Origin of the sequence: Parasediminibacterium paludis, from assembly GCF_042651445.1 — a bacterium.
In the GTDB taxonomy this organism is placed as follows: Bacteria; Bacteroidota; Bacteroidia; order Chitinophagales; family Chitinophagaceae; genus Parasediminibacterium; species Parasediminibacterium paludis.
Genome location: NZ_JBHSDC010000003.1, coordinates 482,851 through 508,468, shown reverse-complemented (window position 1 = coordinate 508,468; position 25,618 = coordinate 482,851). Strand labels below are relative to the sequence as shown.

The following is a 25,618-nucleotide window of genomic DNA, read 5'->3' as shown; positions in this document are numbered from 1 at the left end:
AAATCAATATCATTCTAAAGGTAAAGATTCCATTTTATCGCCAAAAACATAATGATTAAACCAAACCCAGTTATGCCAAATAGCCGCTAATCTTTCTTTGGGTTTAGTAATACCATGACCAAATCCTTTGTAAACAACTAATTTGGCAATAACATTATTATCTAACAGACCCCTATATAGTTCATAAGCATCAGAAATTGGAACACGTTTATCCAATTCTCCATGCTGAATTAATGTTGGAGTTTTTGCTTTTGTAATATTTGTAATAGGGGATGTTTTTTGGTAAATAGCAGGGTTAGACCACGGTGTTGAATTAAGATATTGTTTGGTAAATGGTGTAATATCTGTACTTACATAATATGTCATCCAATCGGAAATGCCAGCACCAACACTAATTGCTTTAAAAATGTTTGTATTGGTAGTTAAAAATGCAGAAATATAACCGCCTTGGCTCCAGCCCATGCAACCCATTTTTGCTGTATCTACAAATCCCTTTGCAATTAAATGATCTACACCGCTTACAACATCCCACATATCACCAACCCCTAAATTATTAACATTAAGTGAACGAAATTTTTCTCCATATCCTGCACTACCCCTATAATTAACTCTTAAAACAATAGCACCTTTTTCACAACATTGCATCATCGGATATACATAAGTTGGCGTAGGTTCTGGCCTATCTACGCCAGTGGGTCCACCGTGAATGATTACTAGCAAAGGATATTTTTTATGTGAATCAAAATTTTTAGGTTTTAATAAAACACCTTCAATCATTTCACCATCTTTGCTTTTCCATTGTACAATTTCATTGGTAGGTGTATTCCATTTTTCTATTTGTGCGGAAGCGTCAGAAAGTTTTGTAAGTCTCTGTTGGTTAAATACATATATGTCATTCAGCGAACTAAAATTTCTTCCGTTTATTGCAATTGTGTTGTTTTGTGAAGAAAAACTTGCACTAGTAATTACATCTAAGTCAATTGCGACTTTATTATAATTGTTTTTTGAGGGATGATAGAGATACAAACTAGATTTCATTTTATCTAATGCAGAAAAATAAATACCATCCTCATTCCATTCAATAGCATTTTTAACTTCGTCAAAACCATTTAATATTTCTTTACTATTTTTATTAGTTAAATCATACACAACCAAATGATTGTTTTTATAAAAATTGGAAATTGTATCATCAAAAAAACTACTGTAAACAAACTGTTTGCTATCCTTACTCCAAATCTGAAAATTATCAGTAGAGGTATTATTAATAACTACTTGAACCTTTTTTGAAGCCATATCTACCAATGCAATATCAGAACGGCCAGAACTTTTTACCCTTGCATCTGGTTGAAAAGTAAATGCAATCATTTTACTATCAGGACTCCACTCAAAATTTGAAATATAATAGTTCGCATTTACCAACAGTGAAGCTTTTGGCATAGCATAACAAGGAGTATGTGTATCATCTTTACTATTCAATTTCTGATAACAAGGCAAATAGCCAGCGGTATTAATACTATCTATATCAAAATTCATAAACCATAAACTGTTTTGTTTAAAGCCCTCATCTTCTATTTCAAATCCTCCATAACGTTCGTTTGTTGATTTTTGATTTTTATTTTCTGCATTGGTTTTTATAAACGCAATCTGCTTTCCATCAGCACTCCATTTATATGCATCAATACCGTCTTCGTCTTTCGTAACTTGAATTGCTTCGCCACCTTTTGGGGAAATAATAAAGATTTGACTTTTATCGCCTCTATCAGCCAAAAAACTTATCCATTCGCCATTTGGTGAAAACTGAGCATTTGTGCTACTAGCTTTATTAGTTCTCGTTAGTTGAAAACCACTGTTTCGTGCAGTTGTTTCTGAAACCCATAATTCAGCATCTAATCTATTTGCACCCCAATCAGTTGACGTTACGGTATATACCACTAATTTTCCGTCTGGAGAAATAACAGGACTGCTTACTTGTTTTAAACTAATCCATTCTTCAAATGAAGTTGATGGATTTTGTGAAAATGCAGAAATGCTAATTAATGTAACACAATAAAAAATGATAATTGATTTCATAATAAAGTATTAAACATGAATATAATTAAGATTCCAATTCCTCAATAGTTTTTTGACTTCAGAAAGCCTAATGGCATGGCTTGTTTCGACTAATTTTTTGGTGGTCCAATGCTATAGATTGTATTGTGGTGATACTTTAAAGTAGAAATAGCTACCAATGCTAATAAAAATGATTGCTAGTTCTTCGGTTGGTATTTCTCAGTTGAAGGTAACAAATCATTGGTAATAAAGTCACCCCGCAATTTCGAACTTCCAGTCTCGCTCTCATTTAGACTTTCTTTCGGTCTTTCCGTCTTGCAGACTTTCCTGCTTTTCTTCCTTACTCTTGCGATAAATTGTATTCCCTTTTTAATAATGCTGTTAAATGTTTATTATATTCCAATTGGTCTTTTAACAAAGTGAGATAAGCCAAATTTGCAACTGCTAAACAACCTGTTGTACTGAAAAGATTTTTTAAAATTTGCTTATCATTCGGAACATTTAAGCCTTTTGTATTATTAAAGTGTATGAAAAAAACATTTTCGTCTCCTAGTATATAACTTACTCTTGTGGTATCAGTATAGTCATTAAAATCAAGGTTCTTATTCAACAATGAAACCCCTTCTTTAAAAAGAAAATAACAATCCGCTTCCTGCGCTTGTATAAGACTGGTATTTTGCTGATATTTAAAAATACTATCAGCAATATAGCCATGAAGCTACCATCAGAGAATTTTATAATACCGGTGAGGATAAAATAATCTTTTGGAAAAAATTAGTACAATAAAACAATATTCTGAAGGTTGCTACGTCCTAAAATGAGTGATAACAAAAGTGTGGAACTGGTATTGTAGACACGCTCATTTAGAACCATATCATAAAATAGGTTAACTACCTTTTAGTTTTCTTCCTTCTTTCGCTAATATAGTAATTTCAGCAATTCGCTGTGCTCTTGTTTCGGCTGTCTTGGCAATTTTAATATAGCGTAGCATAAAGCGTTTGCTTGATGCGCCAATCGCATCAAAATTATTCATAGCAGGATAGAGCTGTTCCAAGGATTCAATAAAGTCTTGGGGTTTTATGAGTGCATCTACATCGTCCATAAAATTCCATAGCCCTTTTTCTTTTGATACTAGAACTGCCTGCCTACCTGCTTCGGTTATACGTCCCTGCTTTTCTAGTTTTGCAAACCTGTCTTTATACGACTTTGACCAATGCTGCGCCCTTCGTTGTGAAATAAGCAGCATGGTTCTACTTTCATCCAATTTTCGCCCTATACCATCAATCCATCCAAAGCATAGCAACTCATCTAATATGTCTTGTTTTGAAACGTATTTTTCTTTTAGTTCTTTTTTATGAGTTATTACCCAAATACTTTCTTTTTGGGCATGGTTTTGTGCCAACCAATCTCTTAATTCATTGGCAGTAGTAATTTCAATTTGCTCGAAGTTTTCAGTTTTTACCATACTGTTTATACTGATTTAATCGGCTTTGACGGCATCAAAAAAATGGAAAAATGGCAAGGCTTCTTTATAACATATAACGATTTCTTTGATAAAATCGTTTGAGCATACTACATCATCTTCAAATTTTTTGTGGATAATGTACTGTTTTAGTTTCAATAATTCAATATTTGGATTATCTGCATCATAGCCTTTTGGCGGCCGAACCAATGCCTCGCCTGATAGTTTACCAAAAGTATCAATGAAGGATTTTTTATTGATTATATTGTTGAATTCTGAACCATTATAATCAATTTCTTGCCGCACTTTATTTAACAATTCAGCATCTGGCTGCCATACACCACCGCCAATAAAGGTTTCGCCCAATTGTACATTTATGTAGAATGGGCATTTCTTATTATCAGGTGCGCGTTCAATCAAACCACTAATATTATTTTTGTATGGGCTTTTATCTTTACTAAAACGAATATCTCTGTAAACTCGGCTTGCATACTTTTTTAAATCCTTTTCAAAGATGGATTCTATTTTTCTAATGTGGGGTAATAACGCTTCTATGAACTGTAAATAGTTTTCTTTAGCTGCCTCGTATCTTGATTTGTTTGCTTCAAACCAGGGTTTATTATTATTCTGCTCTAAGTCTTTGAAGAAATTAAGTGTCTCTTTTTGTATCATGATTATTAATTTTTATATCAGTTCTACCAAATTATCATAGTTTGGAACAGAAAAAATCAATTAAATAAAGTAGCAGACAAGTCATTTCAGTTTCAAGTTCTCCACACCCAACTCGCTGCATAGTAACACCATCTGTTAGGTTAAAGTTCTATTTACCAATCGCTTTTTTAGCGCATTCTGTATTAATTCTTCTATCTTGATATTGTCATTTAACTGAAGCTCTAAAAACATAAACCATACAAATTAGTTATACCAATTTGCGAAATAGTTTTCTACTGCTTTTAAATTATCGGCCTTAGCGCTTAATGCAACATAATTGTCTGGTCTAACTAACAAAATTGTGGGCTGATGAATGCCATAAATTTTGTGTACTAACTCGTCAATATCGTAATAAAGATAGGCTGTTTCATAGGTGGTAATAGTAGAAGCAGTGATTATTAAAGGTAAAAGTCCGCCTTTGATTTTGTCAATTTGTTGCAAGTGGTTCAACTGTTTTTTGTTGTCAAAAACTAACAGTTTCCATACTGGTTTCGAAAGTTGCTGGAACAATGAAACTTCTTGTAAAGTTGATGCCTGAATGATATCCCCGTCTAAGATTCTGTTACCGGCTTTTACAGATCCTTTCTTGATTTTATCAACTGTCAAAGGGCTTTTTTTGTAATTTATGTTTAACTGGCTAAATGTTTTTGCCATCCCTTTTTCGCCACCTTTATCTAACATCCAATTCCCTAATTTGCCAACAACCCACTGCATAAACTTGGGTGCTTTGGTGGTATATTTTAACGAGTTGAATTGTATTTTTTCCAATGCGATGCGCAAGGCTAATCTTTCAGTTTGATAAGTGGTTAAGAGTTCGGTTTTTGCATTGTTTTTAATCACATCGGCCAATTTCCAAGCTAGGTTAAGACTATCTTGTATACCTGTATTTAAGCCTTGTCCGCCATTTGGCAATATTGGATTCCCTGCATCTCCTGCTAGAATAACTTTGTTGTCAATAATTTGTGGTGCAATTCCCATCGTCAAATTGGCATAGCTAAACCATTTTGGCTCTAACATTTCTATTGAATTGTCTTTAGTAACCTCAATGAGTTTACTTTTCATTTCTTCTAGAGTTGGGTTTCTGTTGGGTATGTTTTCAGATGGTTCAATAGTTAGAATTCTGTAATAACCATCAAGCAATGGCACTACAACTGCAAAGCCATCGGCAAAATAAAACAGCCACATTTGTTTCATTGAATTAAGACGTTTCCATTTCAATTTTGCATCTACTTGTCTTATTGTTCTGTCTGTTTTTACAGGTTTAAAATCACATTTTGTAAACGTTCTGGTTATACCCCAAGGGCCGTCGCAGCCAATGACATACTTATAGTTTTCGGTAGTAATATTAGTGACGCTTTGTAAAGTAGTCACAACGCCATTTTCATTTTGTATTAGGCTTGTCAATTTTGTATCAAAATGAATTTGGACACCTAGATTGCTTAATGAATTTGCTAATGATTTTTCGATATTGTCTTGCCCTAATAAAAGCACATCGTTAAAAGGGCTTTCGGTTAAGTGCATCGTTCTTGCACCCAAATTAGTTCCATAACCTTCCATAACCATGCGGCTCATTTTGCCACTTATATCAAACATTGGCTGGATAAGATTATAGATTGCAAGCTGCTCTTGTGTACCCTGCATTAAATTGGTTGCTTTTGTAGTATCTGAAAGTTTTGGCTTTAGTTCGATGATTTTTATGCTTACGCCTAAACTTTGCAAAGCTGCTGCTAGGATTAAGCCAGTTGGTCCTGCGCCAACAATTAGAACATCTGTATTGTACATTTCATTTGCCATTTAAAATAGTTTAGGTGGCAAATATAATAAACGGCTAGTCATTTTATGACTAACAGTCATTTTGTTGTTTTTAATTTAATCTCGTATACCATTTTCTACGATAGCTACAAAACTGGATAGTATTTCCTTTTCAGAAATTCCCTGATATTGTTTTATGATAGCCCCTCTAACTTTTATAAGTTGTATCATGCCAACCGTCATCCCCCACAAGCAAATAGAAAAATTTACAGGATCTATATTGGGGTTTAGTGTTTTATTGTCTTTTGCTTTTTGCGCAATTTCTACAACCATTTGGGATATTTTATAACTTGATTGCTGTAGCTCTTCTGTTTCGGTGAGTTTATTATTGATTTCGTAGAGAGAAACCAACTCAAAATAGAGTGGATATTTTTTAAAAAATTGATAGTTGGCAAGGATAATTGCTTTTAATTGTTCGATTGGTGTTTTACTTTTTTTTATTGACTTTGCAAATGCTTCAAATAAAAGGTTTCGAGATTTTAGACTTAATGCCGCTAAAATTTCCTCTTTATTTTTAAAATATAGATATAAAGTGCCTTTGGCTAGTTGTGTTTCTTTTGCTACCAAGTCCATATTTAAACCATACAAACCGTCTGCTTGCATAATTTTTTCAGATGCTTCTAATATGGCATTGTAGCGCTCTTGTTTTTCTTTCAGTTTTCGACCTTTAATTTCCATGTTAGATTTTGGATAAAATTAGATTTATTCAAACTGTAAAGATAAAATATGTGGTGGTCAATAAGTAAGGGTTATACCCTAAAATGTCTTGTAACTAGATAGATTTGTTTAAGAATAGTTTCACAAATTTTAAGATATCCCAGTTGCTATGGTAGCTAGTATTTTGTGACATAATTTCACATTAATAGTAACTTCTATTCTGTATTTAGCATTTCTGAATCAGTTTGTTGAATTTCAGTTTTATGAATGTCGTTAATATATTGGTCTTTCAAATGATCGTAAAATGAATGTCGACCAATCAATGTTGCAACTAAATTAGCAAACAATGCAGTCAACATAATATAAAAAATTACATTGTGACTATTGGTCATTTCTGAAACTAAAATTGATGAAGTGAAAGGACTTCTTGTGATACTTGTCAAAAAACCTGTCATACCACACAAAATGATAAGATTAGTTTCAGCGCTTGACAAATGGAACCAACCTGCAAAAACAGCCCCAATACTAGCGCCAGCACTTAAAGAGGGTGCAAAAATTCCACCAGATGATCCAGTTGAAAATGACACTATTGGACCAACAACACGCAAAATAGGTACATACCAATCCAAATGCTTTTGATTGGTAAATAAAGTAGACACCATAATTTCTTTTCCCGAACCTAATGTTTTACCGTCAATTACAACGGCTAGCGTAGCCACGATAAGTCCACAAAATGCTACAAAAATTATTGTTTGATAATCCTTTTTTAACACACTTTTTTTACGCAAAACATATAAAATTACCTGCCCCATTCCGCTACCTGCAACTCCTGTTATAATTGCCAAGGGAATAATGATAATGATTACCCAAGCAGTAATACCGTCTAATTGTGGGTAGCCCAAATACAAATAAGGCCCTAAAAAATTTAATGCAGTTAAACCAGCAATAATAACGCCAGTTAACAAGGCGGATTTGAAAAAACTAAAATGTGTTTTCGTTAGTTCCTCTATAGCAAACACAATTCCGCCCAATGGTGTATTGAATGCGGCTGCAAGGCCTGCTGCGGCACCCGTAACAATCATATTTCGCTTAGATATTTTAGGATACCAAGCTGGCAAGAGGTCGTTTATTTTTTTGAAAATAGAAGCTGAAATTTGAATGGTTGGCCCTTCTCTACCAATTACACCGCCTCCAAAAACCATTATTAAGCTAGATAATATTTTTATGAATATTATTCTTAAGCTAAGTAATGCATTTACTTTATAATTATGCTTTGGGTTAGACAATTCAATAGCGGCACTGACCTGTGGAATACCACTACCTTTTGCATATGGTGCATATTTAGACACAAGCCACCAAGCTGCAACAAAGCTAATTGGGGTAATGATGAAAAACGCCCAACTTGTTTTTTCGTAAATGAGATGCGTGCCCGTCTCCGCCAAAGCAAAGAGTTTAGCATACAAAACCGCGACGGTACCCGAAATAAAAGCGCCTATCCAAAAGGGCAGTGCATTTAGAAGATTTATTTTTAATTTTTCGTTATCAATTAAGTCAAATTTTAATTTTAATGCTTGTCTAATCTTTTTCAATATAGTCATCGTAAAATGTTGGGGCTTTTTCGCAAGTTTTCTGGTCTACATGCGTTTAATTAAAAAATACCATTGCTTTTCTGATATACCCAAAATGCAGATATCGTAACAAAAAGAGCGATGCGTTAGGGACTAAATTATATTCAATTTATCCAATACATAACTATCATCCTGCCATTTATAGTGATGGAATAAACAAATAGCTCAAACAGCAAGATGTAAGCGAAGCATACCGAACTTCAAATAAAATCAACTATTAAGAAATAAATGTCTTCAATAATACCAAATATTGTCGACAGTGTGTTTTATCAAATTGGAATTAAGATGGAAATATTTGAATAATTCTTGAAACAATCTTTTCTAGATTTTTTTTGAATTTCAGTTCAAACCCTGGTTGATTTTCATCTGTTCCTGTTCTAAGCACTTTCAATTGTTCAATGACTTTGTCAATTTGAACAGTGTCACTACCACTCAGCTTTTTCGCATCGTTTAACATCAGCAAATTATCATCGAAATTTTTAATGAGTATTTTATAATATTCATTGTAAAACTGCTTAAATTCTTTTGATAAGGAAAGCACCTGTAATGAAAAATCGTTTAATTTCTGGACATCCGATTTGGTGTTAATACGTGTGTAAAATTGTGCATTACGATTTTGGGTGGCTTGCTCAAATAAATTATCCAAAACGACTCTATAACTAGAAGTATTTCCCGATATATCAATTTGTAGTTCTGTATAATATCTGTTTTTTAAACTTTGGATGGAAGGATAGTAGTCGATATATGAAACCTTGTGGTTTTTTAAGTCGTTTGAAAATTGTAATGAGATATTATTTAAATTCTGATAAAAATCTAAAAAAGGCATGATTGAGTCCGAAAATTGCTTTAACATTCTTTGCGATACAGGGGTTTGAACTTTAACAGTCAAACTGTCCCCTCTTCGCAGTGTAGAAGATATTTTGTCAATATATGGACTATTAAAAGATGCAAACGTAGAAATAACCGAGGTGACAATATTTAGAGGCGGAAAAGAGCCTTTTAGGCCTTCTATAATATTTCCAATTGTGCTTTTTAGTCTGCTTTTTTGTACCTCCTTGATGTTCGTTGCGTTAATTACTTGCTCTGAAAATGCCGTAATTCTCTCAGAAAAAGTAAACCCCAATTGGTTACTTGTGGGATTATTAATCTGGTTGATGATGGTATATTTTAAAGCATCATTTCTATCCGCTAATATGGAATAAACGGTATTGTCTAGTATATCTAATAGTTCAATTGCGATTTGAGAATTTTTGTAACTTTTTTCATAACTGGCACTTGTATTCTGAGTTGCTACATTAGAAATAGATTTTACTACGTCTTGTAGACTATCTAGTTTTCGTTGAAAAGCCTTTAATAATGAATCATTATTGTTTACAATATTTGTATCTGGAAGGCATTTTGCGTAGCTAAGAGAAGGTAATAATAAAAGTAAGACGATAAATTTTTTCATTTAACTAAATTTAGATATTAAAAAATGAACAACATTTTACACAAATATTGAGTCAAAATACTATTGAGTATACTTGCTCACGTATGAATAATGGTTCTATTCATACCCTAATATTTGGTTAGCGGTTGAAAACCCCTGCGTTGGGTTGAATCCTTAGACATCCACTACGCTTGCAGGTGTATATTAGATTAATTTACAGTAACCTTATTCAAGACTAGCCATTGGTAGGTTTAGTTTACTTATGGTCTTTTGAATTTCTTGTTCTATCAATGGTTCACACAATTATTTTGCTATTGAAGTTATATTAACGTCATTAGTAGATGGACCTTCTGTCTTAGGAATATTAGTACAAACAAAATAATATTTGCACGTTTATTACTAAAATATATGACCAACGGCTTCTTAAGCGGCACAAAATAAACCAATACAACTTAATCCATGCTTTAAAAATAATTGGTATTAGTATTTTTAAAGCTTATATTTTGATTCTGAATATTGCTTCATAAATGGTATGTTAAAGTCCCACATCTTTCTAAATATTGGCAATTTTTCACAAAAAGACACAGGTAGGATTTTCTAATTTAGTTGTAAGAAATAAAAAGTTTACACAATAATATGCTAGAAAAAACGATTATAATAGTACTAAAGTTTTTAGGTATATGATGCAGTAACTACTACTAACGATGCGAAATTATGTGTTAATATTTGTTTGTTATAGTCATTTTACGCAAAGTGACACCAATATTGTATTGGCAAAACCATCAGAAAAAATAACTATTTATCAGCCGCAGCCGCCTAAAAAACCTTCATTTTTTGAGTCAATTTTTGGGAAAATCATTAAGCCCAAGCCACCCAAAACCACCGCTGTAAACCCGCGCCAAGTTAAAAAGAAACCTGTTAAAATTAAGTACAAAAAATATGTCATGTTAGAAGGCGAAGGCTTATGGCAAGTAGCAGATAAAAAGAAAATAGCGATAAAGGAAGTGCCACAATGGATAGACCTAATTGCTAAAAAAAACAAGCTCACCATAAAAGACAACCACGACGATTATGTACTCAACGCGGGTACCATTATTTGGATACCAATGTAAATCTTGTCTTTCTAAAAAAGCCTTACAATAAGCAAACTTCAAAAAGCAAGCAGAATTAATTGGTTATTTTACAATTTTAATTTATAAACACCCCGATTTTACAGTGAGATTATTGCTATTACCAATCCTATTATTATCAATTATTACTACCTCTTTTTGCCAGCAACAGCCTGCAAATACCACTACGTACCAACTTTCAAGTAAAATACTTGACGCCGCCACAAAACAGGCATTGGAATATGTTACCATATCACTTTTAAACAGCAATAAAAAAGTAATAAACGGTACTATTACCAATAAAAAAGGGGAATTTGTATTAGCAAAAATATCCAATGGCACTTATACCCTATTAATACAATCTCTAGGCTATGTAGATGCTACTCAACAAGTAGTTATACAAAATAATGCACTCAACTTGGCTATTATTGAATTGCGCAGCAAATCAACCGACTTAAATGCGGTAACAGTGACATCAAAACGACTCGCGATTGAAAACAAACTCGACAAAACCGTTTTCAACGTAGAAAAAGATATTAGCTCGCAAGGTGGAGTGGCTACCGACGCGTTGAAGAAAATACCTGGCGTAACTGTAGACATAGATGGTAATGTAGAACTATTAGGCAACCCGAGTGTGAAGTTTTTAATTGACGGTAAGCCCTCAGCTATTTTTGGTAATAGTGTAGCCGATGCGCTACAAAGCATACCCAATAGTCAAATACAAAGTATTGAAGTGATTACAAGCCCTTCGGCCAAATACGACGCTTCAGGTACGGGCGGCATTATTAATATTATCCTTAAGAAAAGTAAAATTGAAGGCTTTAATGGTAATCTTAGTATGGCGGCAGGCACTAGATTAGAAAATGCTAGTCTTAATACAAGTTATAAAAAAGGCAATTTTGGTATCAATGCCTATTTCAGTGGCAATGCGCAACTTACCGCTAGCTCGCCCAACGGTTTAGATAGACTAACAAGCACCAATACCCAACGCTTATTGCAAGAAAGTACAACCGATGTAAACCGTAATGGGTATAAAACAGGTTTAAGCATAGATTGGGCTTTCAACAAAACCACAAGCATGACTGCAGCGATGGGTTTTAATCATTTTGGATTTAAGAACCATGGTACTACCAATCAGCATAGTATTGTATACGATGCTAACGGCAATGAATTGTCTAATACAGCAAGTAATAGAAACGCAGACAATAGCTTAAGTGTTACGGACTTTGAAAACAGTATGGCTTTTAGAAAACAATTTAAAAAAGAAGGGCAGGAACTAGAAATTGCTTACGACGGCACTTTTGGAAAAAACACCACTGCCTATAACCAACAACAATTTTACACTGGTATTAGTAGCGCATTTGCTGGTGCTTACAGTACCAATCCTGGTAAAGAAAATGAGGTTAACCTTGAACTGAATTATACGCATCCGATTACTAAAAGCACGGTTTTAGAAACAGGTTTTAGAACAACTTTTCAATCCATAATTAGCAATGCAGATGTGTTTACATTAAATGCGAATACTGGCACTTTTTCTAAAGATAATTTGCAGTCGTATGCGTCTAATTATCGACGTACCATTTACGCTGGCTATGCTTCAGCAAATTTTTCACTGTCGGATAATATAGAAGTAAAAGCAGGCGCTAGATATGAATACACGATTAGTAAAGCAGATTATTCAACTGCCCATAATGTTGCTATCCCCAATTATGCCAATCTTGCACCTTCCTTAATGATTGGTTATAAATTACCGAATCAACAAAGTATTAAACTTGCTTATTCATACAGAATCGAGCGACCTGATTTTAGAGATTTAAATCCATTTATTAATTTAGCAGACCCACACAACATCACTACTGGCAATCCTAATTTACAGCCAGAAGTAGGCAATCAAGTACAACTCTCTTACAATAAAAATTATGAAAACGGTGGCAACCTCAATATGGTGGCTTACTACCAACGTAATAGCCCAGATATTAAACCTTTTACCACCTATTATGCCACCTATAAAGTGGGAGATTCTACCTACAACGATGTTACGCTTACTACTCGTACTACTATTAGTGCAGAGGTTCGAGCTGGGGTTAATATTTCAGGTTCCTTACCTATCAGTTCTAAAGCCACTATACGTCCTAATATACAGTTGTTTAACAGGCACTTAAATAACCCTTATGCGGTTCCTAATATTACCGATGCTTTTGGATTTAGAGTCAATCTTAACTTAAGTTATCAATATTCAAAAACCTTAGTAGCCGAAGTATTTGGTAATTATAATTTAGGCATGAAATGGCAAGGTAAACAGGCAGATGTATATGCCTATACCTTCGCGTTTCGCAAACAATTTAACAACAACAAAGCTAGCTTTGGTTTTATTGCAGTAAATCCATTCAACCATTATATCTATCAAAAAAGCCAGCAGTTAACACAAGATTTTACATCCAATATTTATAGAAATGTACCTTACCGTTCTTTCGGCATAACGTTTACGTATAAGTTTGGCAAGGTAAAAATTAGTAAAGTAAAAGAGCCTGAAAACTTCAACTATGCACCACCTTCTGAAAACTAAAAAAGCGTCGTTAGTGTACAAATGACAAGTATCAAATAATAGCTGAAACTACTGTGTTTGCTATATGCTAGCCTCGCGGGTTACCTCAATATTATTTTTAACTAAAAAAGGCATTAAATATAGCTTTCACCGAAAAATTAACAATTAGTTCAAAATAATTGAGTATTCTCATGGCGAATACCCCCAAAACCAATATTGCCATGTTGCCTAAAAGCCCTACTGTTACTATCACCCAACAGGTGTTTGATTTTATGATGATTGAAGTGAATCATGCAGATATATTGAGCACATTTAGTTATGCTATTGTCGACCACCATCAACAAGCTATTCGTAAAGGCAATTTTAGAGGCCAAATGGTACAATTGCGCCTAAGCCATATACCCGAAGGCAAGTACCAATTTAGTTTGCACCACAATGAAGTACTCATCTCAACCATTCCTTTCGAAAAAAAATCAGCAGCCTTTGAAAAGTCGCAATTATTTGGCAAATAACGAGACCATTTTACAGCAATTTGTACAACATACTTTGCACTTTATACAGCTTGTAAAGCATTTTTATTCCCCCGATTAATCCTAATAAACAAACAAAAAAGCCACACAATGATGTGTAGCTTTTTTAGCATTTAGTTAGGTTTAGGGGAGAAAACTATTTCGTAATTACAAAGCTGTCTACAGGCTTTCCGTTGGCATCTAATTGCTGAATGGTAAGTGTATTGCCTTTTAAATCTGCAACAGTAAACGTGTGTCTAGTGGATATAAATTTATTGGTAAATTTCTGCCAGCTATCACTATCATTTTCTTGTTCTGGGTCGTACAAATCTTGCCCACCTGCACCTGTAACAATATAAATCACACCTTTTGGATGTGTATTGGTTTTACCATCAAAGGTTTTATCCAGCGTCCATTTACCCACTACGACTCTTCCGCGCACCGTTTTATTATCTTTACCACCTACTATTAACACCCCATTTCTCATAGGTTTAAAAAACATTGGGTAACTGCGTTGGTAATTATGTACATGACCATTAAACACCACATCTACTTTACCTTGTTCAAAAACAGGAGCTAGCAAACGCATTTGCTGTTGTTCAAAATGCTCTAACGAAGAATTAAAACCCGGATGGTGATATAGTACAAAATGCCAAGGCATCTCTTTTGAATTAGCTAAATCTTGTTTTACCCAATTTACTAATACAGTATCTGTCCAATCTACATAGGTATCGGCATCTAATACAGTCCAGTGAGCATTACCATAATTAAAAGAGAAATTAGCCATTGTGGGGTATCTATTACTCGCACCTTCATAAAAGGCTTTTTTATTAGCATCGCTACCTTTCAACAAAGGTGTGATAGCACTACCCTCTTTACTGATTGGCCCATTTAAAGGTTGATCCCAATAGTGATAATATGCTAAAGCATCAGGCTGTTTATCCAAATCGCGGCTATCTGCGTCATGATTGCCAACCGCCCCTACAAATGGAATAGAACGCATTAATGGCACACCAACAGAATCTCTGTTGATGGCATTATATATTGGCCAAAACTTAGTTTTATAATCTGCAATGGTACCATTATCATAAACAATATCGCCTGGTACTAAAATAATATCTGCTTTGGCGTTGTACACACCATTGGCTATTTCTTTTGCTGCTTTTGTACCTGCACCAATGTCGCCAAATACAACAAAACGCTGGGCTTGATTTGGAGCTTTAGGCGCTTGCGCCTGAGAAATAAATACTTCCTTACCATTTTTTAATACCCGATACTTAAATGTGCTACCACTTACTAAACCTGTTAACGCCGCTCTGTAAACGACATGCGCTGGCGCATTGGCTACAGCAATGGATGTAGCCGTTGGCGCTGCCGTGGTTACCCATTGGCCATTAGTTTGAAGTTCTACCGACCAATTAGCAGTAGCATTGTTTGCCTGCCAAAGTAAAACTAGGCTTTGAGCTGTAGGATTGGTACCTATTTGCAAATAAGGGGTTACCACGAAGGCATCATTACTCGTTTGTCCTATTACACGGCTACAGATTAGTAGCAGTAATAAAGCGACTGTTTTATTGTTCATACTGTTCATTTTTTTGAATAAATTTAAAAAGTGGCGTTCGCAAGCATAAACACCACACAAAGCAGCTATCAATACACAATTGAATCAAGGAGCAAATATGTTCTTAGTAATCAGAAGAAACTACCATTAACAAAATGGTAAGAATTAGATGACAATTTGGTAGCTATCAAATAATAATTCTGTAACAAAAACTTCAGTTTTTAAACAGCATTACACAATTCATAATGATAGCGCTGGTATCAATCAACCATCAAATATTATTTATAAATAGCCGGCCCGTCGAAAAATGTGTTATGTAATTATAAACATGGCTTTAGGTAATAAAAAAGTTCCCAGCAGGGTTGCTGGGAACAGTAGGGGTATATTAAAAAAATACTTACTAACTACTTATTTTTAAATACTTGAAGTGCAGTAGTCATCATATTTTGATTGACTATTTTAACTGTATAAAAACCACTGTTTAGTGATGCAGTATTAATACTTGCTGCATTTACTGATAGGGCAACCACTTTTGTTAAGATAAGTTTACCAGCATTATCATATACGTCTATGGTTTCGCCACCTTTTAATCCAGTTACAGTTAATGCGTTTACGAATGGATTAGGATAAGCAGCCAATTTTATATCAATCGTACTTTTAAGTATAATGGTGTTAGAATAACTAATTGAGCCATTTGCACTTACTATTTTAAGTCTATAATAACTTGTAGCAGCGGCATATTTATCATCAAAAAAACTATATTGCATGGTGGTACTTGCGTTGTTTAATGCATTAACAGAACCTATCGTTTCAAAAGAGGTACCATTAACACTTTTCTCTACAACATAATTGGCGATAGCAATTTCATTGGCAGCCGACCATGATAATTTTGCACCACTATTGATAGCCGTGGCTGTAAAACTAATTAATTGCACAGGTAACAAGTTATTGGCTTCACCTATACCAAAGCTACCATAAGCAGTATAAGAAGCTGTTACGTTTCGTTGAATATTGTTGGCTGTTGCAGCAATATTCGAAAGCCAATTGGTACCGTCGTTTCTACCCACACCAATTTGTGCATTTGTAAAAGTGAAAAATCGTGAGCCAGTTAAAGCATTTGTCCAGCTTAGATTAATAGCAGCAGTTTGACCAATATTCGTTTTTGGATTAATAACCCACACGGCATCAATAGCACTTGCTTTTTGAGACGCATTAAGTGCAATACCATTTGGCAAACCATTGCTAGTAAGCCCTTCAAACACACTCACATTAAACGTATCGGTAGCAGAAGGGGTTATTGTTACGGGCAAATAATTATTTGGAGAGCCTACAGGGAAAATTTTTGATGCAGAAAAACCATCTGTTTGTAAAGTACCAACGGTTGCACCACTTACTTTAGTAACAATATATTGGCTCTGACTTGCGCCACTGATACTTGCTGTACTTAGCAGTCTAAGTGTATCGGTATTGTTAATAGTCAGGTTACCATTTACCAGTGTTAAAATACCACCAATATTTTGCGATTTATTGGTCGTGATAGCAGCATTAAATGTAACATTACCAAGTGCATTATTATTGCTCGCAGCAAATGGTGATGTTGTTGCTGCATTAAACACATAGTTTACACCAGCATCAAACGATTTAGTTCCGCTTGTAGCAAAAGAACCATCGATACCGTTTGTATTTGAGGTTGTGATTACGGCAGTACCATTACTAATAGTGAATGACGTACAAGCCCCACTTGGCAACTTTGATAAAGTTATAAACGATGAGTCACTAAGCAGAGATATAATATAGGTATTTGGAAGTATATTGGTACCAGTTACCAAACTTCCAAGTGCTACATTTGCAGTATTTACTGTTTTAGAATACTTGGTGACATCTAAGGTTACTACGTTACCAGAAAGAGTACCACTTGTAGTTACCGTAGCAGCAGCTTTTACGGCAATATTACCTGCAGATAAAAGCCCTGTACTATTCAATGTTTTACCTTGTAAATTTAATTTTCCAGAAATATAAGATGTTGGATAAATAATAGTGTCTGATCCTATTTTCAAATCCGCGTTCAATGTTACATTAGCATCAGTACCAACACTAAAGCCAGACATACCATTAAATGTACCTGTACCACCTACAGATTGCGGTACTGTATTACTGATCATTACAAATTGTGCGCTTTTATAATTGGAGGCACACCCAATAGTGCCATTATTGACAATATTACCCGAAATTGGATAGCCACCTGTTGCACTTAAATTAAATGTTGTGCCAGTATTTACAGTAAGTGTATCTACATTATACCAAGCAGCATCTGCATTAGCAGTTATTCCAGAAGCAATAGCAACATTTGAAAAATAATGCTTATTAAAAATATTAGTGTATGTACCTAATGGTGCATTAATAACAAAATTACTACCAGCTTCGAACGTCATTGCAGGTGCTGTTGTGGTTGTTTGTGTAAATGGTGAAAAACCTCCATTATAAAATAAAGTTGAACCAGCCTTAAATAAAATACCACTTGCCAAATAGCTAGAGGTACTAACAGTAGTGGCGCTATTTCCAAAAGGATAACCAGCGGTAGTAGTATTGTTGATAAAACATTTGGAACCAGCTGCAAACACTAAAGAACCAACAGCGGAGCTGTCTATTAATTTTGCAGCACCTAACCCAGCATCAGTAATAGTAACAGTACCGTAAATTGTACCAGTTGCTTGCTGAGTTTTAGACAATTTAATATATTCATTATACGCAGCTGCAATAGAAGTAATTTTTAAAGAGCTTGTTGCATCAATTTGCAAATCATCAGAAGGACCACCGTCTCCTGTAATGGTAATAGTACCTGTACCACTTGAAGTTCCCCTTTGAATCACAACGTTGGCGCCATTTTGCAAAATTAATTGTGAAATGGTATGCGTTGCAATACCTATTGGTGTTACCGTACCTGCAGTAGGCGTACTACCCCCAATGTTAGTACCATCAAATATTAGTACGTCGGCATTATTGGCTGTAACCCGCTGCGTACCACTACCATCTAGCGCTGTATTCCAATTACTTGCAAAGCTAAAACTAGATGTACCAGTAGCGCCGCCAACCCAATAATAGGTACCCTGTGAGTAACCCAAGTGGATGAATCCTAAAAGAAGACATGTAAAAATGAACTTTTTCATAATGGTCTGTTTTTTTATTTTAAAAAGCAATGTGCTGTGTTTTATTGATGCATCCATGTAACGCCAACATCATTTTTGGTAAGTTTCCATGTGGGATTAAAATGCATGATATCTTCTGCAGATAATTGAATATTATGTATAGCTAATCGTTTGTTTATACTATCAATGATAGCCGTATTGGGTATTTGTACCAAGTACAAAAAGCCAGAAGTTTCCTTAATTGATTTACGTTTAATAGATTCAAATCCTTTTAAAATTGTAGCACCATTGGTGTAAGCATTTTCGCTGCAAGCTGCATAAGTAACAGGCTCTAACTGTTCTGCTATATCTCTGCCATTTGACGTTGCATCTATTATCACGTTAGATGCAACTGTGAGATGATTAGGCGGTACCAATGGTAAGCCTTTGGTTTTATTGCCATAACCTAATTTCATAGCTGGCATAGCGGCATTGACAATGGTATTATAAGCTACCAAAGCATTATCTGCGGGGTAATAACCATTTAATGGCGACCCTAATAATCCGCACATAATAACAATACCCGACTTGGATACATCTTTTTTACTAGCTTCTACATTGGTAATATAATTGTTGAAGACTGTTTGATTAGCATTAATAATTCTAATACCACCACTTGTACCTCTACCTGTTCTACCGTCAAAATAATTGCCGTATACAAAGCATTGTTGCCCATGTCGCAAAACCATTTGGCCATCGTTGTTTACAAATGTGTTGAAGCGATAAATATTGTTCCAGCTTTTATTGCTAATTACCTCAGCTTCTAAACGATGGTATTCAAAATAGTTGTATTCAATAATATTAAAACCATGTGTATATGAGGTAAAACTATCGCCAATACGCATATCCTCACCACCATTATCGGTTGGTAATGTTCTGTAACCAAAATAGTTGTGGTGAATATGATGATAACTAGAAGGTGCATTGTCACTTCCATCTACATAGCCAACCTCTTTTTTGTAACGTACTACTAAGTATGGCCCTTGATTGGTTTTACCTGTAAAATAGCAATGGTCAAGTTCGTTATAAGTACCTTGTAAATTAACCCAGTTATTATTCACCATTACATCTGTAGGTGTATAATTAATAACCGCACAATTAGTTATCCTACAATGATTGGCATCAGTAGCAAATATTAGTACATCACCCTTTGCTAAGGTAGAAGTGCCTTCAAATAAAAAGCCTTCTACTTGCAAGTAATTACCATTGACTACTAATTGAGAACTACCCGTAAAAACTGCTTTACCAGCCGTTTCAGCCTTTAAAATAATAGGTTGATTAGTAGTGCCATTTAGAGTAGTACGAAAGCTTACTACCACATCTTTATAGATACCATTTTTCCAGATGATCACATCACCTGCAACTGCTTTTACAAGTACATTTTTTAATTCATTAGGACTGCTAACGGTAAATTGTGCAGCTTTTGTAATAATTGTGATTGGTAATAGAAGAAGGATAATAAAATATTTCATTTTGAATTGTATTTGCTGAAAAAATTGAAACAGTGCAAATGTTCATCGCCTATACATATTGGCTTTTGCCAAATGCTTTTAACATCAATATTGCATTAAGAAAAATAGGTACCACCATTGATATCGATATTAGTACCTGTAATAAAACTGCTGTCATCGCTTACCAAATAAGCCACCAAGTCAGCTACTTCTTTAGCATCGCCTTGCCTACGTAATGGTGTGCTATTAGCCACGGCCGTTCTCACTTCTGGCTTAGTAAAAGTGTCGTGAAAAGTAGTGGCAATCATACCTGGATCAACCGCATTCACACGAATACCTTGAGGCCCGAGTTCTTTCGCCATTGCTCTTGTAAATGTGGCCACGGCACCTTTACCCGTTGCATAAGCAGAAGCGCCAAAACCCCCTCCGTCGCGGCTCGCCTGCGATGAAAAGTTAACAATAGCACCGCCAGCAGGCATGTATGGCACTACATATTTAGTAGTTAAAAAAGCTGACTTTACATTTACTTGCATCACAAAATCCCAAAAGTCTTCATCCATATCCGCTAATAATTTCCTTGCTACAAGACCACCAGTAACATTTACCAATACATGAATATTTGTACCAAAAGCTTTTTGTGTTTCTGCTACTAAATATGCCACATCAGTCGCTTTGGTAACATCTGCTTTTACAGCAATTGCTTGGCCACCAGCAGCTTTTATTAAAGCAATTGTTTCATTGGCTAACGATGTACTACTTAAATAATTCACAACAACTTTAGCGCCTTCATTTGCCAGTTTTAAAGACACAGCTCTTCCAATATCTCTTGCGCCTCCAGTAACTATTACTACTTTATTATTCAGCTTCATATTATAAATTTGATAAAGTGATTGTTTGTTTTTTTGAAGTAATAAACATGATGCTTAGCCATGCCAATGGCACTAGTACACTCCCTAGAATGAAAAAAGACACATAACCTGTTTTGGTAATTACTGGTACTGATAATGTGGTAAATAAAGTTCCTACAACAGCTGCTGTACCGCCCATACCTGACACAGTGCCTACATTTTTACCGCTGAAATAATCTGATGCCAAGGTTTGTACATTACCTATTAAAAATTGAAACCCAAACAGTGTCGCGCTAATAAGACCTATTGCTAAATTGATATGTTCTTTTAGCGATTCAAGATAAAAAGCAGTGGTAGCAAGCGATGCAAGCATAATAACACAGCCAATTGTGAAGGCTTGCTTACGAGCAGTAGCAGCAGCGGTACCATGCTTAATTTTTTGCGAAGCGAAATAACCACCTAATAAACCACCAATAGCTGCAAACATATAAGGTACCCAAGCAAAAGCACCAACTTGCTTAATATCAAAATGAAATTGCTCTTTTAAAAATGTAGGTAACCAAGTTACAAACAACCACCAAACAGGATCTATAAAAAAGCGAGACGATAAAATTCCCCAAGTATTTTTAAAGCGTAATAGTTGCTTCCAAGTATAAGCTTGCGATTGTTGTGTTGTAGGATTAAGCGTAACATCATTCAAAATATAGACTTGCTCAGCTTCTGTTATCCATGGGTGTTTATCGGGTGTAGCTTTATTAATGAACAACCAAGGTATTAACCATAAAATACCCAATGCGGCTATACCTACAAAAGTAGCCCGCCAGCCAAAAGCGATGTACAAGCCTGCTATAAAAGGCGCTGCCACAACGGAACCCAAAGAGGCCCCTGCACCAAAAATACCCTGAGCAATACCACGCTCTTTTGCAGGAAACCATTCTGCATTGCTTTTGGTAGCACCAGGCCAGTTGCCCGCTTCGCTTAAGCCTAGTAAAAATCTAAAAATGCCAAACGACGACAAGCCTCTTGCAAAAGCATGCATTGAAATAGAAACACTCCATCCAACAATAGACACAGCCATACCCAAACGAGTACCTATTGCATCCATCATTTTGCCAGTTAAGGTTTGCCCCAAAGCATAGGCTATCATAAAAAAAGTGGTGATATAAGCCAAAGCATTTTTATTGTCAATATCAGCAATACCAAACTCTTTATAGATGTATGGCCACATTATATTAATAGCGCTTCTATCGATATAATTAATAACCGTAGAAAGCCCAATCAAGGTAATAATCCACCAACGTAAGCCTTTAATTTTTACCACTGATTCAGTATAATTACAATGAAAAAATTTTTTAAAATATTTACACGCTTAGTTAAGCACCTCAATATTGCAAAGGCCTTTAGTAGCGCCTTTTACAGTATTGTTGTTATATACTTTTGTACCAGAAACCTTACCCTTGCTGCTTGTTAACGTTACATTGATAGCATAGCCATCAGCATTTACTTCGCACTGGTTATTTTTAAACACATTGTTATTACCACAGCCATCTACCGCACAATGCACTTGAAACCCATCCTTTAACATGGAGCCTTCAGGTTTAAAACCATAATTATTATCTATTACAAAACCGTTGCCTTTTACATCTATCCAACTATCGCCACTATTAGCACGTGTAATACCTGTTGCATTAAAATAGTTACCACTAATAAAACCACCTGTACTACCTTCTTTTATATCAATACATTCGGCAGTAATACCCGAACCTATATGATTATTGATGACTTTATTAGAATCGCTTGTATATTCTTTACCCGCTGTTATTTTTTGCCAATTACTTACGGCAGTACCGATATACACACCTTCGCCATAATCGGGTGTTTTTAAACCAGTATTGGTGGTGGTGCTATTTTGTAAAATATTGTGTGTAGAAAAATGTCTGAAGTGAATACCTTCTTCGCCAATATTATTTACAGAAATACTATCTATGAGATTATAATTGGCATTATCGCACATTACACCCTTTAAACCATTAGTAAGTTCTATATTTTTTATTACCCAATAATTGGCTGTAAGATGTAGTACATAACCTTTTGCAATTGTACCCCCATTTAACACTACTTTGCCTTCCCCACGTAAAGCAATTGGTTGGCTAGCTGTACCATTTGCAGTAGCAGGGATAGTGAAATTACCAAAATAAATACCCGCTTTTACCACAATCTCATCATCTGGTTTAGCTATCTGTAAGGCCTGCTGCAACTGATTATCAGAGATTGCCGTAATTATTTTACGAGTATTGCCTGATACAAATAACAACATCAACGATAGTATGAATTGGCTTATCATGGTTATAGCTTCATTATTTTTTGTGTACTAATTTGTTGTCCATTATTAAGCAATTGAAGCGAATACAAGCCAGAAGCTAATCCTTCTAAGGATAAAGAAATATTAGCTTGGTTAACGTTGCCAGCAATCACCGTTTTAACTGCTTGACCAGTATAATTTAGTAAGCGCAAAGTGGCTATATCAGCAGTCAGTTTAGTAAACCGCACTTCTAGTAAGTCTTTCGCAGGGTTTGGAAATAATTGCATCGAAGATTGATTGGCAATATCAACGAGTTCTACAGATGAATAACTAAACGATCCATCTTGATTTAACAGCTTTAATCGATAATAATTTTTACCAAGTAAAGGATGACCATCAGTATAATTATAACCTGCCACATTGATAGCATTAACTGAGGTAATTTCTAAAAATGAACTGCCATTATTACTTCGTTCAACGATATATGTATTAAGGTTAACTTCATTACTTACTTGCCAATTAAGTAAAACATTATTTGTGCGAAAAGGCTTTGCCGCAAAGCTTTTGATGGTTACTGGGAGTGGTTGATTTTCAGTGATAGACACACTCGCTATACGTAAAGAATCGTCTCTTAATAATGACGCACTTGTAATGCTTCTATAAATACCCCATTTGGGTCTAATAAAGCTATTGCTTGGTCTAATCGTTTGAATATTTGAGTTACTATAAGTTAATAACTCAACCGCATCACTCACACGTTTTATACTAATAGAATACGTACCGTTTGCCCCAACAGTTAACTGCTCTGTTACTTCTACCCAAACCCCTAAAACACTAGAAAGTGGTATAGATTTACAGGTGATAGTACTACTCGCACTATCTTTTGAATAAATTAATTGCAATGTATTACCACTTGTGCTGTATCGTGGGGTAAGCGTAAATAAGGGAGTACTTTCATCGCCATTAACGGCTTTTATTTGATGTATATGTGTAAAATTACTAGACGGCTGAAAACCAACTGGTAGCCTGAAGCTCCATTTGTAAGTAATATTCTCGCCAATAGTACCTATTAAATTAGCGGGAGAAGCTGCATAAGTTTTCATTTCTACACGTTGCCTATCTAAATCGCCTGTTGCCACATCATTATCCAGTACACTATTTACATGAATCAAAAACTGAAAAACATATATACCTAATTCAGTATCATAAACCATTTGGATATGCTTGCCAAAGCTTGGATGACTGCCTGCAGCCGAGCCACCAGTTGTTTGATCTGGCGTTTCTACAGCAGTTCCTCCTGGCGCTAATACACTATTAATGACGGTATAGGCATTACCTGATGCATCTGCTTCTAATACTGTTTGTGCTTGTAACTTGCAGACAAATATTAGTGTCAGCAGAATGCTTACGAACGATAACTTACATTTTTTTTTCATTATTTAAAAGCGTCTAAATTTTTTATAAAAGCCACTATAGCATTAGTCATTTCAGTATTCTTGTCTTTTTCAAAGCCACCATGCTTACCGCCAGCTATCGTCATAAACTCACTTTTACAACCTACTTCATCGTATTTCTTTTTTAAGTCTACAGATTGTTGATAGGGCACGGTAGGATCGGCATCACCATGCACAATAAAGGTGGGTGGACTAGTTTTTTTTACATAATAAATGGGAGATACAGATTTAGCAAATGCCTCATCTTTTGCTTTGTCGCCAAGCCAGTTAGTAGCGCTTTTACTTCTAATATTTGGTCCATAAGCCCAATCCCAAACATCAGTAATACCATACTTATCTATAATAGCAATAATTGTGTAACCATTTACTCGTTTATATACACCATCAAATTGAGTATCGTTTTGTAATAAGCCAGCCATTAATGCTAGGTGACCACCAGCACTACCACCCATTACTACTATTTTGTTGGGATCAATGTGTAGTGATTTTGCATGCTGTACAACATACAAAATAGCAGCTCTGACGTCTTCAATTGCGGCAGGCGCTTTGGCTTGCCCCGTTAAGCGATATTCAATATTTGCTACCGCAAAACCCATTTTAAAAAAGGCCGCAAAACCGCTTTGCCCTTCTTTTACACCGTGGTTCCAGCCGCCACCATGAATATTAAAAATGATAGGTGTAGGCTTGGCTGATGTTGGGTTGTAATAGATATCTTCCCTACCTTTCCAGTCGCCGATTTCGCTATATACAGCATCTATCTTCTCTTCATACCCTTTCGGGTACACTACTCTTTTTGCTGTACTTGTATCAGTTTGTGCAAGTAAAGTGGCGGTAAATAAAAGCGCAACAACCGCAGCCATGATATTTCTCATAAGTATTTTTTAATTCAGTGTTAAATATTGATGT

The 25,618-nt window shown here is 35.2% G+C and carries 18 protein-coding genes; 3 read left to right on the top strand and 15 right to left on the bottom strand.

Features of this window, described 5'->3' with window-relative positions:
- Positions 1–9: 9 nt before the first annotated feature.
- The 7 genes from ACFOW1_RS05805 to ACFOW1_RS05775 all read right to left on the bottom strand — a co-directional run bounded on the left by ACFOW1_RS05805 (position 10) and on the right by ACFOW1_RS05775 (position 9,769).
- Positions 10–2,070: a S9 family peptidase gene (locus tag ACFOW1_RS05805; RefSeq protein WP_379012836.1), complete on the bottom strand. Its 2,061-nt coding sequence runs from the start codon at positions 2,068–2,070 to the stop codon at positions 10–12.
- An 865-nt stretch (positions 2,071–2,935) separates the two neighbouring features.
- Positions 2,936–3,514, bottom strand: a complete 579-nt coding sequence (locus tag ACFOW1_RS05800; protein WP_379012834.1) for a YdeI/OmpD-associated family protein — start codon at positions 3,512–3,514, stop codon at positions 2,936–2,938.
- Positions 3,515–3,529: 15 nt separating this feature from the next.
- Positions 3,530–4,183, bottom strand: a complete 654-nt coding sequence (locus tag ACFOW1_RS05795; RefSeq protein ID WP_379012832.1) for a DUF2461 domain-containing protein — start codon at positions 4,181–4,183, stop codon at positions 3,530–3,532.
- Positions 4,184–4,426: 243 nt separating this feature from the next.
- Positions 4,427–6,016 carry an FAD-dependent monooxygenase gene (locus tag ACFOW1_RS05790; protein ID WP_379012830.1) on the bottom strand — a complete coding sequence of 530 codons (1,590 nt, stop codon included), beginning with the start codon at positions 6,014–6,016 and terminating at the stop codon, positions 4,427–4,429.
- Between the two features lie 75 nt (positions 6,017–6,091).
- On the bottom strand, positions 6,092–6,712 hold the full coding sequence (locus tag ACFOW1_RS05785) for a TetR/AcrR family transcriptional regulator (RefSeq protein WP_379012829.1): 621 nt from the start codon (positions 6,710–6,712) through the stop codon (positions 6,092–6,094).
- 194 nt (positions 6,713–6,906) lie between these two features.
- On the bottom strand, positions 6,907–8,289 hold the full coding sequence (locus ACFOW1_RS05780; protein WP_379012827.1) for a chloride channel protein: 1,383 nt from the start codon (positions 8,287–8,289) through the stop codon (positions 6,907–6,909).
- A 310-nt stretch (positions 8,290–8,599) separates the two neighbouring features.
- Entirely contained in the window at positions 8,600–9,769 is a 1,170-nt protein-coding gene (locus ACFOW1_RS05775; protein ID WP_379012825.1) for a hypothetical protein, read from the bottom strand.
- Positions 9,770–10,452: 683 nt separating this feature from the next.
- Between ACFOW1_RS05775 and ACFOW1_RS05770 the strand changes: the two genes are divergently transcribed.
- The 3 genes from ACFOW1_RS05770 to ACFOW1_RS05760 all read left to right on the top strand — a co-directional run bounded on the left by ACFOW1_RS05770 (position 10,453) and on the right by ACFOW1_RS05760 (position 13,914).
- A complete protein-coding gene (locus tag ACFOW1_RS05770; protein WP_379012823.1) occupies positions 10,453–10,860 on the top strand; it encodes a hypothetical protein in 408 nt (135 codons plus the stop codon).
- Positions 10,861–10,963: 103 nt separating this feature from the next.
- Complete coding sequence (locus ACFOW1_RS05765) at positions 10,964–13,423, top strand: TonB-dependent receptor domain-containing protein (protein ID WP_379012822.1); 2,460 nt, start codon at positions 10,964–10,966, stop codon at positions 13,421–13,423.
- 170 nt (positions 13,424–13,593) lie between these two features.
- Positions 13,594–13,914 carry a hypothetical protein gene (locus tag ACFOW1_RS05760; RefSeq protein ID WP_379012820.1) on the top strand — a complete coding sequence of 107 codons (321 nt, stop codon included), beginning with the start codon at positions 13,594–13,596 and terminating at the stop codon, positions 13,912–13,914.
- Positions 13,915–14,068: 154 nt separating this feature from the next.
- Here ACFOW1_RS05760 and ACFOW1_RS05755 read toward each other — a convergent pair whose 3' ends face one another.
- The 8 genes from ACFOW1_RS05755 to ACFOW1_RS05720 form a co-directional block, all read right to left on the bottom strand.
- Positions 14,069–15,493 (bottom strand): metallophosphoesterase, encoded by a 1,425-nt coding sequence (locus ACFOW1_RS05755; RefSeq protein ID WP_379012818.1) that lies wholly within the window; start codon positions 15,491–15,493, stop codon positions 14,069–14,071.
- 383 nt (positions 15,494–15,876) lie between these two features.
- On the bottom strand, positions 15,877–18,639 hold the full coding sequence (locus tag ACFOW1_RS05750) for a beta strand repeat-containing protein (RefSeq protein ID WP_379012816.1): 2,763 nt from the start codon (positions 18,637–18,639) through the stop codon (positions 15,877–15,879).
- Positions 18,640–18,680: 41 nt separating this feature from the next.
- Positions 18,681–20,129 (bottom strand): polysaccharide lyase 6 family protein, encoded by a 1,449-nt coding sequence (locus tag ACFOW1_RS05745; RefSeq protein ID WP_379012815.1) that lies wholly within the window; start codon positions 20,127–20,129, stop codon positions 18,681–18,683.
- A 95-nt stretch (positions 20,130–20,224) separates the two neighbouring features.
- Complete coding sequence (locus ACFOW1_RS05740) at positions 20,225–20,977, bottom strand: SDR family NAD(P)-dependent oxidoreductase (RefSeq protein WP_379012813.1); 753 nt, start codon at positions 20,975–20,977, stop codon at positions 20,225–20,227.
- Between the two features lies 1 nt (position 20,978).
- Positions 20,979–22,277, bottom strand: coding sequence for an MFS transporter (locus ACFOW1_RS05735; RefSeq protein WP_379012811.1), 1,299 nt, complete (start codon positions 22,275–22,277; stop codon positions 20,979–20,981).
- Between the two features lie 48 nt (positions 22,278–22,325).
- Positions 22,326–23,300, bottom strand: a complete 975-nt coding sequence (locus ACFOW1_RS05730; protein WP_379012810.1) for a hypothetical protein — start codon at positions 23,298–23,300, stop codon at positions 22,326–22,328.
- Between the two features lie 2 nt (positions 23,301–23,302).
- Positions 23,303–24,694 (bottom strand): T9SS type A sorting domain-containing protein, encoded by a 1,392-nt coding sequence (locus tag ACFOW1_RS05725; protein WP_379012808.1) that lies wholly within the window; start codon positions 24,692–24,694, stop codon positions 23,303–23,305.
- Positions 24,694–25,584, bottom strand: coding sequence for an alpha/beta hydrolase fold domain-containing protein (locus ACFOW1_RS05720; protein WP_379012807.1), 891 nt, complete (start codon positions 25,582–25,584; stop codon positions 24,694–24,696). Before ACFOW1_RS05720 ends, ACFOW1_RS05725 begins: the two co-directional genes overlap by 1 nt.
- Positions 25,585–25,618 lie beyond the last annotated feature (34 nt).